At 42.7% G+C, this 16,106-nt stretch carries 14 protein-coding genes and 1 tRNA gene; 10 read left to right on the forward strand and 5 right to left on the reverse strand.

The features are described 5' to 3' along the window. Positions 1–18 precede the first annotated feature (18 nt). Entirely contained in the window at positions 19–1,710 is a 1,692-nt protein-coding gene (locus tag AB6T38_RS02465) for a LysM peptidoglycan-binding domain-containing protein (RefSeq protein ID WP_372545746.1), read from the reverse strand. 43 nt (positions 1,711–1,753) lie between these two features. Beyond that, positions 1,754–2,548, reverse strand: coding sequence for a hydroxyacylglutathione hydrolase (gene gloB, locus AB6T38_RS02470; protein ID WP_372545747.1), 795 nt, complete (start codon positions 2,546–2,548; stop codon positions 1,754–1,756). A 76-nt stretch (positions 2,549–2,624) separates the two neighbouring features. On the opposite strand from gloB, the gene AB6T38_RS02475 reads away from it, so the two are divergent. Further along, the gene (locus tag AB6T38_RS02475; protein WP_372545749.1) at positions 2,625–3,404 is read left to right on the forward strand and encodes a methyltransferase domain-containing protein; all 780 of its coding nucleotides are present in this window, start codon (positions 2,625–2,627) and stop codon (positions 3,402–3,404) included. A gap of 96 nt (positions 3,405–3,500) precedes the next feature. On the opposite strand, the gene metG is transcribed toward AB6T38_RS02475, so the two are convergent. Next, a complete protein-coding gene (gene metG, locus AB6T38_RS02480; RefSeq protein ID WP_372545750.1) occupies positions 3,501–5,549 on the reverse strand; it encodes a methionine--tRNA ligase in 2,049 nt (682 codons plus the stop codon). Between the two features lie 177 nt (positions 5,550–5,726). Here metG and apbC point away from each other — a divergent pair, with 177 nt between their 5' ends. The 3 genes from apbC to AB6T38_RS02495 all read left to right on the forward strand — a co-directional run bounded on the left by apbC (position 5,727) and on the right by AB6T38_RS02495 (position 7,749). Beyond that, a complete protein-coding gene (apbC, locus tag AB6T38_RS02485) occupies positions 5,727–6,728 on the forward strand; it encodes an iron-sulfur cluster carrier protein ApbC (RefSeq protein WP_372546041.1) in 1,002 nt (333 codons plus the stop codon). Between the two features lie 89 nt (positions 6,729–6,817). After that, complete coding sequence (dcd, locus tag AB6T38_RS02490; RefSeq protein ID WP_372545751.1) at positions 6,818–7,408, forward strand: dCTP deaminase; 591 nt, start codon at positions 6,818–6,820, stop codon at positions 7,406–7,408. A gap of 71 nt (positions 7,409–7,479) precedes the next feature. Beyond that, positions 7,480–7,749, forward strand: coding sequence for a phytase (locus tag AB6T38_RS02495; protein WP_372545753.1), 270 nt, complete (start codon positions 7,480–7,482; stop codon positions 7,747–7,749). A gap of 61 nt (positions 7,750–7,810) precedes the next feature. On the opposite strand, the gene AB6T38_RS02500 is transcribed toward AB6T38_RS02495, so the two are convergent. Continuing rightward, the gene (locus AB6T38_RS02500; protein ID WP_372545754.1) at positions 7,811–8,497 is read right to left on the reverse strand and encodes a PEP-CTERM sorting domain-containing protein; all 687 of its coding nucleotides are present in this window, start codon (positions 8,495–8,497) and stop codon (positions 7,811–7,813) included. A gap of 270 nt (positions 8,498–8,767) precedes the next feature. Here AB6T38_RS02500 and AB6T38_RS02505 point away from each other — a divergent pair. Further along, positions 8,768–8,844: transfer RNA gene (locus AB6T38_RS02505), tRNA-Pro, on the forward strand. Positions 8,845–9,615: 771 nt separating this feature from the next. Here the strand turns inward: AB6T38_RS02505 and AB6T38_RS02510 are convergent. Further along, complete coding sequence (locus tag AB6T38_RS02510; protein WP_372545755.1) at positions 9,616–10,521, reverse strand: LysR family transcriptional regulator; 906 nt, start codon at positions 10,519–10,521, stop codon at positions 9,616–9,618. Positions 10,522–10,645: 124 nt separating this feature from the next. On the opposite strand from AB6T38_RS02510, the gene AB6T38_RS02515 reads away from it, so the two are divergent. From AB6T38_RS02515 to AB6T38_RS02535, 5 genes are all read left to right on the forward strand, one after another. Next, positions 10,646–11,512: a pirin family protein gene (locus AB6T38_RS02515; RefSeq protein WP_372545756.1), complete on the forward strand. Its 867-nt coding sequence runs from the start codon at positions 10,646–10,648 to the stop codon at positions 11,510–11,512. 61 nt (positions 11,513–11,573) lie between these two features. Further along, positions 11,574–12,131, forward strand: a complete 558-nt coding sequence (locus tag AB6T38_RS02520) for an NADPH-dependent FMN reductase (RefSeq protein WP_372545758.1) — start codon at positions 11,574–11,576, stop codon at positions 12,129–12,131. An 8-nt stretch (positions 12,132–12,139) separates the two neighbouring features. Next, entirely contained in the window at positions 12,140–13,063 is a 924-nt protein-coding gene (locus AB6T38_RS02525; RefSeq protein WP_372545759.1) for a pirin family protein, read from the forward strand. Between the two features lie 624 nt (positions 13,064–13,687). Continuing rightward, complete coding sequence (locus AB6T38_RS02530) at positions 13,688–14,515, forward strand: universal stress protein (RefSeq protein ID WP_372545761.1); 828 nt, start codon at positions 13,688–13,690, stop codon at positions 14,513–14,515. Between the two features lie 163 nt (positions 14,516–14,678). Next, complete coding sequence (locus tag AB6T38_RS02535) at positions 14,679–16,082, forward strand: MBL fold metallo-hydrolase RNA specificity domain-containing protein (RefSeq protein WP_372545762.1); 1,404 nt, start codon at positions 14,679–14,681, stop codon at positions 16,080–16,082. Positions 16,083–16,106 lie beyond the last annotated feature (24 nt).

The following is a 16,106-nucleotide window of genomic DNA, read 5'->3' on the forward strand; positions in this document are numbered from 1 at the left end:
CTTTCTTACGCTAATCACTTAGGTGCGAGTCACGTCCACATAGACTTTTATTTTTTGCCCAGGCTGTAAATACTTACGTAGTTTATCTTGGTTCCATCGTTTTAAGTCGCCCAAATTAACCTTAAATTTGTTTGCTATTCGAGCCAATGAATCTCCTTTTCTAACGGTGTAAGTTAGCGTGCGCATTACCGCATCTTTGCGCTGAGACTCCGATACCTGTCTCACCCAGATCACTAAATCCTTGCCGGGCATCAAGGGGTCATTTGGCGCCATGCCATTCCATTTGGCTAAGCTGCGCATATCAACTTTGTATTTGCGGCTGAGATCCCAAAAAGTATCACCGCTTTTTACTTTATGATTTAAGGAGTAGCTACCGCGAGGTTTAGATTGAGTTGTTGCTAGCCGTTGCTCTTGGGATAGGGAATAGGAGTCCAAAGATTTCAGTGATACAGGCACTAACATATAGTCTCCCACTCGGATCATATTGCCCAGCATATCATTCACCCCTTTAATGACATCGACGGTGGTGTGATACTGTTTAGCCAGTTTCAATAAACTGTCGCCGCTTTTGATTTTGTGACGAACCCAGTTGAGGCGCTCATTTTCTTCAATTTTATTTAACGCCAATTCAAAGTTTTCAACACTTTCAATGGGTAAAAGCAGTCTGTGAGGACCATCGGGATCCGTTGCCCAGCGGTTGAAGCCTGCATTCAACAAATGTAGCTCTTTGAGGGTTAAGCCTGCAAGATCCGCTGCCAAGGCAAGATCGATTTGTGTCTCAACATCGACTACCTTTACAAAAGGTTTATTTGGGATGGCTGTCCATACAATGTTGTTATCATCTGCATCTTTTAAAATACTGCTCAGGGCTAATAACTTAGGCACATAAGCACGGGTTTCTTTGGGCAAATCTAATGACCAGAAATCCGTTGGTTTACCGGCTTTTTTATTACGTCTAATGGCACTTCTTACTCTACCTTCACCTGAATTGTATGCGGCTAATGCATGTAACCAGTCACCATCAAACATATTATGCAAATAAGTGAGGTAGGCAATAGCTCCTTCAGTGGATGCAACTACGTCTCGTCTGCCGTCGTACCACCAGGTTTGTTTCATACCAAAGCGTTTTCCGGTACCTGGGATAAACTGCCACATGCCTGCAGCGCGACCATGGGAGTAGGCGAAAGGGTCAAATGCGCTTTCTACTATGGGCAAAAAAACCAGCTCTAGGGGCATTTGATTTTTTTCTATTTGTTCAACAATGTAGTGCATAAAAGGTTTGGCACGGGTAGCAACACGTTGCATATAGTGAGGGTGTTTCAGGTACCAGTTTTTTTGCGCTTTTAAGCGGTCATTGTCGGGAATAGGAAAGGTTAATTGCTGTTTAATTCTTAGCCAAAGGTTCTCGGGGCTTTCAGATGAATCGTTATTATCCGCAATTTCATCCGCGGGTAACTCTACATAATTATCTGGCTCAACGGTTATTTCGACTATTTCTGTGGGGTGAGTGACCGGAATGGTGCCGTGGGAAGCAGAGGTACAATCAAAAAGTTCATCGGCTAAAGCATGTTTTTGTTTGCAGCTTTTTGATATTTGCTCGGCGATGAGTTGTTCTTGATGGGTTTGTTTTTCCGTTTCCCCATGGGATTCCGCCATAAAAGTTTGGCAACCCGCTAATATCATTAACAATGAAAAAGAAGTCATTTTCATTGCGGTTTTAAAAATTCCGGTTTGAGCGTTATCATTGGCGCCACTAAAAATTGTCTTTCCATTGCCTGACGGCGGCGAAAACCTCGGTTTCGTTGGAAAACTTCTTGCCAACAAATTGTTCTGCATTATTTTTTATTTCATCCTGTTGCGCGCGTAAAAACGGATTGATCGCTTTTTGTTGTTCGATATTCGACGGCAGGGTTGGTAATCCCTGCTTTCTTTGTTGTTTTGCCCAATCTGCATAGGCCTGTAAAGCACTGTTGTCAGGCTCTACATTTAGCGCAAAATCCACATTAGCTAAAGTATACTCGTGGGTACAATAGACCTTAGTTTGTGCTGGGAGTTTCATTAATTTCCCCAAAGATTCATACATTTGTTGTGGGGTTCCTTCAAACAGCCTTCCACACCCCGCTGAAAATAAGGTATCTCCACAAAACAACATATTTTGACCGTAAAAAGCAATATGGTCCAAGGTATGACCTGGTACCTCTATCACCGCTAATTCAAGATCCAAGAAATCGAGCACCACTGAGTCGCCATCTTGCAATCTTGTTGTTAAGCCTTGAATACTACCATACTCTGGTCCTAGTACGGGGATCTGTGGAGCGTATTTAACTAGAGCCAATATTCCACCTGTATGATCACTGTGATGGTGGGTGATTAAAATGCCTTTTAAGGTCAAACCTTCTGCTTGAATGTAATCTATAACTGGCTTGGCATCACCGGGGTCAACCACCCAACAATTTACACCGTTATGAATACACCAAATATAATTATCGGTGAAAGCGGGAATTGGAAAAACTGAGAGCTTTAACTGAGTTTGTGTTGTTTGAGACATAATTACCTTGCTTGTGTCGCTTCGCTAGTGTTGTACTATAAGAAGTTGTTGGTAGCTGCGCAATTGTTTGGACAATATGAAGCCTGCTTTAATTTCTAAAAAACCGATTTACCCTACATCTTGGCAAGCTTTGCCCGTGGGTGAAGACATGAAACAGCATGTGCAAACTAGCATAGAAATAAGCAGTCGGCGCTTTTTTGGTTATCATTTGGTTAAATTAGGCTGTTTGAGCAGTCAAATCGATTTACCGGAATGTGCTATCAAACACATTGTTAACGTGGTTGATGATAAGTGTCTTGAGCAACATCAAAACTTCAAAGGGGGCAAAGTGATTGCCAAAAGCCATGAGTTGCCCTTTAGCGAAAATAGTATTGATGCTTATTTGTTAGCCCATGAATTAGACTTTTCAAAAGACCCCCATCAAATTTTAAGGGAAGTGGATAGAACCTTAATTCCCAATGGTCATGTTGTAATTGTTGGTTTCAACCCTTTTAGCCTGGCCGGCATTTTTCGCTATCTACCTTTAAAGTCGAATAAGGTGTTACGAGAAGCCCGCTTTTTTAGCAGTATGCGCATAAATGACTGGTTGCATTTACTTGGGTTCGAAACCATAGAGCAACATCAATTAGTGTTCTCTAGTCTGCTGTTTAAACGTAAATCACGGATTTTTTCCGCTATAGAGTCCTTTTGTCGGCAGTATTTACCTATTTTTTCCAGTATTTACGTCATAGTGGCTAAAAAGCGTGTGGTTCCTCTGTCTTTAATTAAGCCGAAATGGAAACCTTCTCCGAAGTTTTCAACGGTGGGGGCAAGTGTGCGGACATCAATGCAGAAAAATAGCGCGGATAGCCGTTAAAGCGTTGCCCACGGCCATTAGGTTATCTCTTCGGCCATAAAAAAAGGCGTTCTAATGAACGCCTTTAGATGATTATTTTAACCCTAGTAGAACCGCTTATTTCACCTTCATACCAGGTTGTGCGCCTTCATGGGGTTCCATAATCCAAAGATCTTTGCCACCAGGACCGGCTGCTAATACCATGCCTTCAGATAAACCGAAACGCATTTTACGAGGGGCTAAGTTGGCCACCATTACCGTTAACTTACCTTCCAACTCTTCAGGTTGATAAGCCGACTTAATACCGGCAAAGACTTGTTTAGTCTCACCGCCTAAGTCTAATTGAAGACGCAGTAATTTATCTGCTCCTTCCACGTGCTCGGCTTTGGCTATCTTAGCGATGCGCAGGTCGACTTTAGCAAAGTCGTCAAAGCTAATGGTTTCGCCAATGGGATCTTTATCCAATGGGCTGGCATCTGCCGATGCTTTAGGAGCAGGCGCTGGGGCTTTCTTAGGCTCAAGATTTTCTTTTGAGTCTTCAATAATTGCATTCACCTTGTCCATATCAACACGCTGCATCAAGGCTTTAAATTTATTGATTTGGTGTTTACCCAAGTCGCGTTGTGCACTGTCCCAATCAAGGTTGTCGTTAAGGAAAGCTTCCGCTTGTTCTGCCAATTTTGGCAACACAGGTTTCAGGTAAACCACTAAGATACGGAACAAGTTGATACCCAATGAACAAACGTCATGGGTGTATTGCTCTTTGCCTTCTTCTTTGATGGTAACCCAAGGTGCTTGGGCATCAATGAATTGGTTGGCTTTGTCTGCCAGTGCCATAATTTCACGGATAGCACGATTGTACTGACGCTTTTCATACATGTTGGCAATGTCATCAGATGCCTGTTTAAATTGGGCAAGCAATTCAGGCTCAATAACATTATCCGATAAGGTAGCGTCAAAACGTTTGGTAATAAACCCAGCACAACGACTGGCGATATTAACGACTTTGCCGACTAAATCAGAATTTACTTTTTGGGCAAAATCTTCCAAATTTAAATCAATATCTGTGACGCCATCACTCAGTTTAGATGCGTAATAATAACGTAGATATTCTGGGTTTAGGTGATCTAGATAAGTACGACCTTTAATGAAGGTACCACTAGATTTAGACATTTTGGCCCCATTTACGGTGACAAAACCGTGCACATTAACCCCAGTAGGCTTACGGTAGCCAGCGCCTTCTAGCATGGCTGGCCAGAACAAGCAGTGGAAGTAAGTGATGTCTTTACCAATAAAGTGATACAACTCAGCATCAGAGTCAGGATTCCAAAAACTATCGAAATCAATATCGTGTTGGTTACAGTAGTTTTTGAAACTTGCCATGTAACCCACTGGGGCATCTACCCAAACATAGAAGAATTTGTTCGGTGCGCCAGGAATTTCAAATCCAAAATAAGGTGCATCGCGGCTGATATCCCACTGCTGCAAACCTTCGTCAAACCACTCTTTTAGTTTATTCGCTATCTCTTCTTGCAACGCTCCACTAACAAGCCAATCTTTAAGCATGTTTTCAAATTTAGGCAAGTCAAAGAAGTAATGCTCTGAATCTTTCAAAATAGGCGTAGCACCAGAAACCACAGAGCGAGGGTTGATCACTTCGGTTGGGCTATACGTTGCGCTACAAACGTCACAACTATCGCCATTTTGGTTTTCCGCTTTGCAAGACGGGCAAGTACCTTTGATGAAACGGTCTGGCAAGAACATGTTCTTTTCCGGATCATACAACTGACTAATAGTACGTTTGCTAATATAGCCGGATTTATCTAAGCGATTATAAATCTCTTCGCAAAGCTCTTTGTTTTCATCCGAATGGGTAACATAGTAGTTATCGTATTCAATATGAAAATCTAATAAATCTTGATGATGTTCCGCACGTGTCTGCGCTACCATTTGTTCAGGGGTTATTCCTAACTCCTGGGCTTTTAGCATAACAGGTGTACCATGTGCATCATCTGCACAAACACTGTAGCATTGGTGGCCTCGCATTCGTTGATAACGTGTCCATATATCAGTTTGAATGTGTTCCAGTAAGTGGCCTAAATGGATAGAACCATTGGCATAAGGTAAGGCACTGGTGACGAGTATTTTACGTGGCTGATTTGGCATGTTTGATTACGAGTCTTGATTAGTTGAAAAAAGGACGCAAATGGTAACGAAAATGCAGCCTTAATGCATTAGTAAAACGACAGAAATTCAGATAAATTGCATCAAAAGGAGTCACCTTTGTCGAATATCATCTTTAATCAGGCTCAGATACAGCAAATTTGTCAGCTCATTGGCCAAATGTTGAGCTTGTCTGAAACCCAAACCTTGGATTGTCTGACCCAAACAGCGCAGAATCTGCAATTTTGTTTCCCCTTTGTCTGTGAACAAGATTTTCCGGTGATATTGGACGGTATCGATGAATTGGGGTTGGATGCCAGTAAGGTGATCTTAAGCTGTGAAATCGCCGTGAAAAAAACCAAAGTCAATCGCCTTAATAAGATCAAAAACATTATTGCCATAGCCTCAGGTAAAGGCGGCGTGGGCAAGTCGACCACTGCGGTTAATTTGGCCTTTGCGTTACAGGCACAAGGGGCAAAAGTCGGGATTTTGGATGCAGATATTTATGGTCCTTCGGTGCCCATTATGTTGGGCAATCCCAATGCAAAACCCCAAAGCGAAGACAACAAACACATGATCCCTTTACGTTGTCAGGGGGTGGTGGCAAATTCCATTGGTTATTTAGTACCAAATGAAGATGCCGCCGTGTGGCGTGGGCCCATGGCCAGTAAAGCGCTACAGCAAATTCTTAATGAAACTCTATGGCCTGAATTAGATTATTTGATTGTGGATATGCCACCAGGAACGGGGGATATTCAATTAACCATGGCACAAATGGTACCTTTAACGGCTGCGGTAGTGGTGACAACACCTCAGGATATCGCCTTGGCCGATGCCACAAAGGGCATTGCCATGTTCAACAAAGTGAATATTCCGGTTTTGGGGGTGGTGGAAAACATGAGCTATTACCAATGCCGTAAATGCGGCAACAAAGAGTTTGTGTTTGCCAGTGGTGGTGGGCAGGCCTTAGCAAAAGAGCAAAGCTTAGAATTGCTCGCCCAGCTACCCTTAGATATTCAAATTCGCGAGCACGCTGACCAAGGTACGCCGTTAATTATTGCCCAGCCAGATAGTGAACTGGCCCAAGGATATTTACACGCAGCGAAAAAAATGTCACAACAACTTGCCTACAACAAAACCTTAAATAACGATGATTCCATTCCAATTGTTGAAAAACATTGAACAAGGGCACATTGGCGATCATAATGTGCGCGAATTGAGCTTTAAACCAAACACCGCAGGTTGCGCGGTACACTTACAGAGAATATTTCATGCGCTTATGTGATAAAGATATCTTTCAATACATACAAGAAGGCAAAATTTCGATTTCTCCTGAACCTGATTATTCTGAAATCAGTGGTGTAACCGTGGATATCCGACTTGGCAATAAGTTTCGGGTTTTCGAAGATCATACCGCTCCTTTTATCGATCTTAGTGGCCCTAAAGCGGAAGTTCAAGAAGCCATGAATACGGTAATGAGTGACGAAATTGTTGTACCCGATGACAAAGCCTTTTTCCTTCACCCAGGGGAATTGGCCCTAGCCGTCACCCATGAATCTGTCACCTTACCAGCGAATATAGTTGGTTGGTTAGACGGACGTTCGTCATTGGCGCGTTTGGGCTTGATGGTACACGTTACCGCCCACCGTATTGATCCAGGCTGGTCGGGAAATATTGTTTTAGAGTTTTTCAATAGCGGTAAACTACCACTGGCGTTAAAACCTAAGATGAAAATTGGTGCTATCAGTTTTGAAGTCTTGTCTGATTATGCTGAAAAACCCTATAGCAGTCGCGCTGATGCAAAATATCGTAATCAAGATGGGGCTATTGCCAGCCGAATCAGCGCTGACGATAAATCCTAACTAGTTAGGTTTAACTCACTCAGTTGTGGATGGTCATTCTAAGCTGACTTGGGGTTAATCCCGTCCAACGTTTGACCGAACGGCGGAAATTTAGTGTCTTCCCATTAGACGATAATACTCATTATTTAGCTAGTTTTCCCATTGATATAGATTTTGTAGCAGGACTAGGTGGCGTTTCCGAAACCGATGGTTTGGAGCTCACGTCTGTCAGTTTAGGTTCCAAGCTGCCAAATGGTTTATTGGTGGTTCAAGATGGACGAAACCGCCTACCCAACGCCCCTCAGAACTTTAAGCTGGTGGATGGAAAGTTAATCAAGCAGCTTTTAAGGCAATGGTTATAAATTTAACATAAAAAAGCCCCATTAAATCGGGGCTGTTCGAATGTAGGTAAAGCAATTTCGATTAGTGTTGTTTTAGTTGGCGTCGACCTAACATGAGTAACCCTAAGGCAAAAATTGCAATTAAAGAGGGTTCTGGAATATCGTCAGGGTCGGGGTCAACAATATCTGCTTCACCGGCAACGCCTATGGTAAAACCGTGCCAAACTTCAGTTAGGTGTGTAAAACTAATTGAGGTATGGCTTCCTGCAGCAAGTATAACACCATGTAATTCGCCGCTAGCGGTAAACCCGTCACCACTGCCATTCATAGTAGCGGTGCCGTTACCCCAGTAGCCAGAGCCTGTGCTTTCAAACTCAATTGGTGTGCTAAATAACGCATCCTGCCCATTCCAACTATTAATTGCGATATACACGTTTTCAATTGCAGAACTGAAAGAAATGGTAACTTCGCCTGCACTACCTAAAGCAATGAGTTCTGCAGCGGAAGGGGCATTATCAATACCACCATTGGTATATGCATCGCCGCTCCAATAATTCGTGCCTGCCCCCGTGGTTTGGGTAAAGTAATGATTACTACTACTTGTATAAGATACATCAATAATACTGCCGCCAATATCTAGTTGCCCACTAGCCGAAGATGGAGAGTCTTCACTGAGCCAATCGGTCCAATACACCGGATAACTGTATGCGTTTAAGCTAAAAAGGAAAAAAAGCAAAGTTGTACTAAATACCCGAGTGATTGATTTCATTGATTTGTCCTTTTATTTAATGAATTTAAACAGGTGTACAAAAAACAAGCATAAATACTGCCAAGTTACTAACTATTTGTTTTTAAAATATTTGTTAATTTTAATGGGGTATTTGATTTAATTTATGTTAAATAATCCGACACTTTATCTATAATACTTCCTTAAACTGCTAAATGAATGGAAAACTGGTTAATCTATCAACAATTAACGATAGCAATCGATATTTGCCGTTGCAAAGTGTCGAAAAATAAGTAAACTGCGCAGCTCGGTCGGTGTGTAGCGCAGCTTGGTAGCGCACTGTCATGGGGTGTCAGGGGTCGGAGGTTCAAATCCTCTCACACCGACCAATTAATCACCTGTCTCATGGCGTAGTAAGAAACACTTCAAATACTCTTCATTTTTTTTAGAAACCCAAATAGTACCAATTTACCCTTTTTATTCTTGTTTTGACATTCTTGTCGACGGTCGCTTTAACCCTACATTTGTTGATTTTTGATTGTGGTTTAATGGGCTGTGCCCATGGCCTAAAGACCATGCTACAAATTGTGGGTTTCATTTTATGGTTTTTGTAGGCGGTGGCTTTAGCCCCGCGGTTGTTGATTTTTGATTGTGGTTTAATGGGCTGTGCCCATGGCCTAAAGACCATGCTACAGGTTATTTTCATTTATTTTGTCATCCTGTAGGCGGTGGCTTTAGCCCCGTGGTCGTTGATTTATGATAGTGGTTTATTGGGGGGCCATGGCCTAAAGGCCATGCTACAGGTTATTTTCATTTATTTTGTCATCCTGTAGGCGGTGGCTTTAGCCCCGTGGTCGTTGATTTATGATAGTGGTTTATTGGGGGGCCAAGGCCTAAAGGCCATGCTACAGATTGTTTTTATTTTGCCGTCCTTGTAGGCGGTGGCTTTAGCCCCGTGGTCGTTGATTTATGATAGTGGTTTATTGGGGGGCCATGGCCTAAAGGCCATGCTACAGATTGTTTTTATTTTGCCGTCCTTGTAGGCGGTGGCTTCAGCCCCGCGGTTGTTGATTTTTGATTGTGGTTTAATGGGCTGTGTCCATGGCCTAAAGGCCATGCTACAGATTTCATTTTTGTGGGTGGTGGGTTAGCGCTGTAATTTATTCTTCTTCGAATGATTGGTAGTAGTCGGCGATAAAATCGACTAAGGCTCGTACTGCTGGCAGTAAACCTCGTCTAGATGGATAGACTAGGTGGATAATATCTTTTTTCGGTTGCCAATCCGCTAACAATGGCGCTAATGATCCGGCTTTTAAGTGGTCTGCCACCATTAATAATGGCAACTGTGCTATGCCTACACCTTTCAATGCGGCGTTTCGCAATGCAATCATATCGGTAGTTACATAACGGGGTGTATGGGGCACTATGGCTTCTTCATTCTTAGGGCCGTAAAGTGTCCAATTATAGTGATGTTGTGGTTGGCCTAATCCTAAGCTTGGCCACGCGGATAGCTCTTCTGGCCGTGTGGGCTCGCGATATTTGTTAATTAATTCAGGACTGGCGACTAAGCATATTCCTCTTTTTGAAAGAACTTTGAGAATTAGCTCGCTATCATCGAGGGGAGGGGGTTGCACGCGAATTGCCACATCAACTCCTTCTCCTATCACATCTACGCGCCGGTTTGTGGCCTCTAACTGAATATTCACTTTTGGATATTTAGCCATAAAATCAGCCAGCACCTCGCCAATGTGAACATGCAGCAATGCGATAGGACACGACAATTTAATCGTGCCGCAGGGGGCTGCATGGGTAAATTCCACCGCTTCTTGCGCCGCTTCGGCTTCTACTAACATGGCTTGGCAGTGTGACAGAAACTTCAAACCAATTTCTGTTACCTGAAATTGACGAGTAGAGCGATATATTAGTTTTACACCTAAATTTTCTTCTAACGCTGCAATGCGGCGACTCAGTTTCGATTTGGGAATACCTAAGGCTCGTCCAGCGGGGGCAAAACCACCGTGTTCCACGGTTTTCACAAAATAGTAAAAATCATTGAGATCCTGCATCGCTTTTACCTCGCCATTCAATTCATCGTTTCATTTATAGAACTATGATACCTATTTTTGCTATCTACTCAATATTTGGTTCATATATTAAGCTAATAACCAAGTTGAAATAGAGGAGTAAATGATGAAAAAGGTTGAAAACGTGTTTTCTGCGCCAGAGCTACATTGGGTCGGCGATGGCTTTCCTGCCAAAACCTTGTTCTCGTATCAAGGAATGGGCAAAAGGGTGAGTCCCTTTTTGTTACTTGATCACGCAGGGCCAATGTCATTTTCGCCATCAGAGCATATTCGTGGTGTTGGAGAGCATCCTCATCGAGGTTTTGAAACTGTCACTATCGTTTACCACGGTGAAGTAGCACATAGAGATTCCACAGGTGAGCAAGGTGTAATCGGCCCCGGTGATGTTCAGTGGATGACGGCAGCCAAGGGAATTTTACACGAGGAGTTTCATACAAACGACTTTGCCAAATCCGGTGGCAAGTTAGAGATGATGCAATTATGGGTCAATCTACCTAAGCGCGACAAGATGAATACGCCTAAGTATCAGGAAATTACTGAGGCACAAATTCCGTCTGTCATCTTGCCCGATGACAAAGGGGCATTACGGATCATTGCTGGTGAACTTGACGGTCTGAAAGGACCTGCTTCAACTCACAGCCCTATTTTGGTGGCTGATGGTGAGATTGAGGCAACTGCTCGTTACACCTTGCCAATTGCAGATGGATGGTCGGCATTGGTGATTGTTCGTGAAGGCAAAGTAAAGGTCAATGGGCAGGTGGTATCGAAAGAGCGAACGATAATTTTATCCCAATCCGGTGAGGGACTTGAAGTAGAAGCCATTGATGATAGCAAATTGCTTGTCTTGGCAGGTAAACCAATTGATGAACCTATCGTTGGCTACGGTCCATTTGTAATGAACAGTGATGCCGAGATAAAACAAGCTTTTACTGACTTCCAAACTGGAAAATTCGGTAACTTAGCGCGCATTTAGAATCCTCTAAATGCGTTCTGATCTTTTTTAAACAGTTAATTTAAATTGCAGAGGAATGAAAATGACAACTACAACACATATTGTGGCTTTCTCGGGAAGCTTAAGAGAATCATCTTATAATACGGCTGCCGTTAAGGCAGCATCAGAGCTGTTGCCAGAAAATACCACCCTAGAGCTATTGGATATCAGCGTTCTCCCCCTTTACAACCAAGAATTGGATGGTGAGCAGACTCCAAAAGCCGTGCTGGATCTTGCCCAAAAAGTGGCGAATGCCGATGCTATTTTATTTGCTACCCCTGAATACAATTATTCCGTTCCTGGGGTATTAAAAAATGCCATCGATTGGCTTTCCAGACAACAACCTCAACCATTTGCGGGTAAACCTGCAGCCTTAATGAGTGCTAGTATGGGTATATTGGGCGGGGCTAGAGCACAATATCACTTGCGACAAATTATGATTTATTTGGATGTGCATATAATCAATAAACCCGAAGTGATGATAGCGTCGGTGCACGATAAGTTTGATGAAAACGGCAAGCTAACCGATCAATCCACTCGTGATTTTATTGGGAAATTGATGTCAGCATTAGTTTCCTGGCGTGTTCAATTAAAATCTTAGGAGTGAATATGAGTAATCAAAGTCAAGTGGTAGAAATGCCCTGTGAGTTGGTATCCGGTTGCGGTGCTATTGTGCAGCTAATCCATCCTAAGGAAAAAGATCTTGGCGGTTTTTCTGTTCGTCGAACCTTACCTAATCAACAGGTAAAAAGCATTGGTCCTTTTATTTTCTTTGATCATATGGGGCCAGCATCTTTCTCTCCAGGACAAGGCATTGATGTTAGGCCACATCCGCACATTAATATTGCCACCGTTACCTATTTATTTGATGGTGAAATTTTACATAGAGATTCAATTGGCAGTGAACAGCGCATTCGTCCAGGAGATTTAAATCTTATGGTAACTGGCTCCGGCATGGTTCACTCTGAGCGCGAATCTGCAGATGTGAAAAATCGGCCTCATTCGGTTCATGGTCTACAACTTTGGTTAGCCTTACCTGAAAAAGATGAAGAGACAGCACCTTCGTTTCATCATTATTCGGCAAATACCTTACCTCAGTTGGAAATTAACGGTGTGGCAATCCGCGTAATGATAGGCTCTGCTTATGGTGTAACGTCACCGGTGAAAACTTTTAGCCCAACCCTTTATATTGAAGCGCAAATAAAAGCAGGGCAGTCGTTGGAATTATCTAATGCGGCCCAAAGAGGACTGTATGTGGTTTCGGGTGATGTTAAGTTGAAAGATACCCCAGTGACTCAGCATACAATGGTGGTGTTAGATTCAGCAGAAAATGTCGTGGTGAAAGCAACACAAGATAGTCAGATCGCATTAATTGGCGGCGAGCACCTAGGTGAACGCTATGTTGATTGGAACTTTGTTTCCAGCAAAAAAGAGCGAATTGAGCTTGCCAAACAACAATGGATTGATAAAAAGTTTCCTAACATACCCAATGACTCAACAGAGTTTATACCTTACCCATTGTTGGGGAGTTAACGCTAGTTCATTTGTTTAGCCACCCCTGTAGGCGGTGGCTTTAGCCCCGCGTTGGCGGTGTTTGATGTTCGTGGCTTAAGTACCCATGGCCTAAAGGCCATGCTACAGGTTGTCTTTATTTATTTTGCCATCCTGTAGACGGTGGCTTTAGCCCCGTGCTTGTGGTGTTTGATGTTCGTGGCTTAAGTACCCATGGCCTAAAGGCCATGCTACGGGTTGTTTTTATCTATTTTGTCATCCTGTAGGCGGTGGCTTTAGTCCCGCGTTGGCGGTGTTTGATGTTCGTGGCTTAAATACCCGTGGCCTAAAGGCCATGCTACAAAAAAACTTTATCACTACATAATTCCCCTACATTTGCAGGTTAAGCTTCTGAGAATTGGTTTTTACCTTTCGTTTTACAGGCTAGCTTGGCAGCTTTAAAAAACTAACGCTTCTTAAAAAATCTTGTGCCTTTTACTTAACTTACTTGCTTCTCTTGGTATAGCGAATCCCTTGTAAATAATTCGGTACTTTATCTCGCTAGATATTGATGTGGATCAGTCAATTTAAGCAGATTTAAACTATGCTTAAGGTGCAATTGAATTCCCAATCTAAGATGAGTCTAATATAAATTAAGGAAGGATGATGAAACATATTTTAGTTGTTGCCGAGAGGAAAGAAAGTGTTAAGCCGATGCTAAAAAAGGCATTAAAGTTTGCGCCTTCCAGTATTACGGTGCTGTATATAGCTAATGATTTACTTGATTCTAACGTTGAGGGACTGACTACCTTAATTAACAGTGAAGTGGCAGATGCATGCAAAATAACAATTCTAATGGAGACAGTTACATCCGCAGCAGAGCGCGAAGAGTTACTGTTTAAAACTCTCAGCCATGACGAATTCGATACCACATTCATTCACCGTCCTCAATTGGGACGGGAAGAATTGGACTTTTCACTGATCAAAGCGGCACTAAAAGGCCCGATTAAATCCAGTGTCTTGTTATGTGGTGATAATCGCTGGCGCGGTCAGTTTAAGTTGCTAGGCACTGTTGATATTTTCACTAGAACCGATGCCCAAAAAGAATTAAACGACAAAGTCCTGAATACCTCTGCACATATCGCCAAGCAGTTGTCAGCGGATGTTTCTGTTTTAGGGGTGATCCCCATTCCGCGTATAAAACAAGAATTTGATATAACTGAGCCCGGTGAGGTGATGGTTAAAAAAGGTAAGTTATCCAAAGATAAACTTGAAAAAATTGTAGAAGATACAGGTGTGTTTACTGACTATACAGTGAAAATTGAGGCCGGCTCTGCCTATGCTTTGATCCCTTCGGTCGCCAGCAAAATGAAAGCGAACTTGGTCGTCATTGGTAACGTTGGTCGCAAGGGAATCAAAGGAATGTTAATCGGCAATACGGCTGAAAAAATCCTCAACCGGCTGACGGTTGATGTGCTTATTGTTAGGCAGTAGCGCTTAGTCAATCCTATGCAATATTCAAAGCTCAGTTGACACTAGTCGCTAGTTTTAACGGCTTTTACACGGGTTCACGGATACTATTTTAGACTAACTAACGCCGAGTACCTGCAAATTCTGAGTTGCCTAGGCCAATATCAGATTACATTTGGAGAGAACCATGGCTAAATTGACGTTTTACGGTGCTATTGAAGGCGTAACGGGCTCTATGTATTTACTGCAAACCGAGAATAGCAAGATTTTGCTAGATTGTGGTTTGTTTCAAGGCCGAAGAGTGGAGGAAGAGGCAAACTTAAAGCCGTTACCCTTTGATGTCAGCCAACTAGATGGTGTTGTGCTTTCCCACGCCCATTTGGATCACTCTGGTCGTTTACCCTTATTAATTTCTCAGGGCTTAACGTGTCCAATCTATATGACCTCGGCTACAAAAGAGTTAATAGAGGTGTTGCTTAAGGACGCCGCATCTTTGCAACAGCGAGATGTTGAATGGGAAAACAAACGTCGTCGCCGCGCCGGTAAAGAAGAGCTTGAACCCCTGTATAACCTGCAAGATGTGGAAACAACATTAGACGACTGTATTGGTATCAAATATCACCAAAAACGTGAAATTACAGAAGATGTATCTATTCATTTTCTTGATGCTGGTCATATCCTTGGATCTGCCATTGTAGAGGTGCTGATAGATGAGCAGGGCGGGGCTAAAAAGTTAGTGTTTTCTGGTGATCTTGGCAATTCACAAGCGGCATTGTTAAACGATCCTGAGTTGGTTAAAGAGGCAGATGTATTGCTGCTTGAATCCACTTATGGTGATCGCGAGCATCGCTCTATGGAAGCGACATTGCAGGAGTTTGAAGATGTTATAACCGAGGCTTCTGAAAACGGTGGCAATATTTTAATTCCCTCCTTTGCGGTTGGTAGAACCCAAGAGATAATTTTTCGACTCGGTGAGTTATATCAAAAAGGTAAATTAAAACAACAAGCTGTTTTTCTAGATAGCCCCATGGCGATTGCGGTTACGGAAATTTATCATCGCTACCAAAATGTGTTTAATGAAGATGACCGTGCAGCAATGGGCGGACAAAACAATCAACAAAGTCTTCATAAATTTTTACCGGTATTGCGATATTCAAGTAGTACTGAGGAGTCTATGGCGCTGAATCAAATCGACAGAGGAGCTATTTTTATTGCCGGTAGTGGGATGTGTAATGGCGGCAGAATACGCCATCATTTAAAACACAATTTATGGCGTAAACAGTCTCATGTGATTTTTGTTGGTTTTCAAGCAATTGGCACGCCCGGAAGAGCATTAGTGGACGGCGCAAAAACTTATAAAATTGCTGGGGAAACTATCGCAGTTAAAGCGCAAATCCATACCATGGGAGGGTTTTCCGCTCACGCTAGCCAGGCTCAGTTAATTCAATGGGCTGCAGGCTTCACCACTAAAAAACCACAACTGTTCTTGGTTCATGGTGAAGAAAAAGCCAAACTGACTTTACAAGAAGCGTTTAAAAAAGTGGGTTGGCAGGCAACCATTCCAACACTTAATCAGACGATTCAATTTTAATTTTATAGCCGAATTATAAATAAG

Origin of the sequence: Aliiglaciecola sp. SL4 (assembly GCF_041538045.1) — a bacterium.
Lineage (GTDB): Bacteria > Pseudomonadota > Gammaproteobacteria > Enterobacterales > Alteromonadaceae > Aliiglaciecola.

What these genes read in the sequence shown, in the direction of transcription:
- AB6T38_RS02535 (WP_372545762.1), top strand. Translation starts at nt 14,679, where the DNA reads ATGGCTAAATTGACGTTTTACGGTGCTATTGAAGGCGTAACGGGCTCT.
- apbC (WP_372546041.1), top strand. Translation starts at nt 5,727, where the DNA reads ATGTTGAGCTTGTCTGAAACCCAAACCTTGGATTGTCTGACCCAAACA.
- AB6T38_RS02500 (WP_372545754.1), bottom strand. Translation starts at nt 8,497, where the DNA reads ATGAAATCAATCACTCGGGTATTTAGTACAACTTTGCTTTTTTTCCTT.
- AB6T38_RS02515 (WP_372545756.1), top strand. Translation starts at nt 10,646, where the DNA reads ATGAAAAAGGTTGAAAACGTGTTTTCTGCGCCAGAGCTACATTGGGTC.
- AB6T38_RS02525 (WP_372545759.1), top strand. Translation starts at nt 12,140, where the DNA reads ATGAGTAATCAAAGTCAAGTGGTAGAAATGCCCTGTGAGTTGGTATCC.
- AB6T38_RS02475 (WP_372545749.1), top strand. Translation starts at nt 2,625, where the DNA reads ATGAAGCCTGCTTTAATTTCTAAAAAACCGATTTACCCTACATCTTGG.
- AB6T38_RS02520 (WP_372545758.1), top strand. Translation starts at nt 11,574, where the DNA reads ATGACAACTACAACACATATTGTGGCTTTCTCGGGAAGCTTAAGAGAA.
- AB6T38_RS02510 (WP_372545755.1), bottom strand. Translation starts at nt 10,521, where the DNA reads ATGCAGGATCTCAATGATTTTTACTATTTTGTGAAAACCGTGGAACAC.
- metG (WP_372545750.1), bottom strand. Translation starts at nt 5,549, where the DNA reads ATGCCAAATCAGCCACGTAAAATACTCGTCACCAGTGCCTTACCTTAT.
- AB6T38_RS02530 (WP_372545761.1), top strand. Translation starts at nt 13,688, where the DNA reads ATGAAACATATTTTAGTTGTTGCCGAGAGGAAAGAAAGTGTTAAGCCG.
- AB6T38_RS02465 (WP_372545746.1), bottom strand. Translation starts at nt 1,710, where the DNA reads ATGAAAATGACTTCTTTTTCATTGTTAATGATATTAGCGGGTTGCCAA.
- gloB (WP_372545747.1), bottom strand. Translation starts at nt 2,548, where the DNA reads ATGTCTCAAACAACACAAACTCAGTTAAAGCTCTCAGTTTTTCCAATT.
- dcd (WP_372545751.1), top strand. Translation starts at nt 6,818, where the DNA reads ATGCGCTTATGTGATAAAGATATCTTTCAATACATACAAGAAGGCAAA.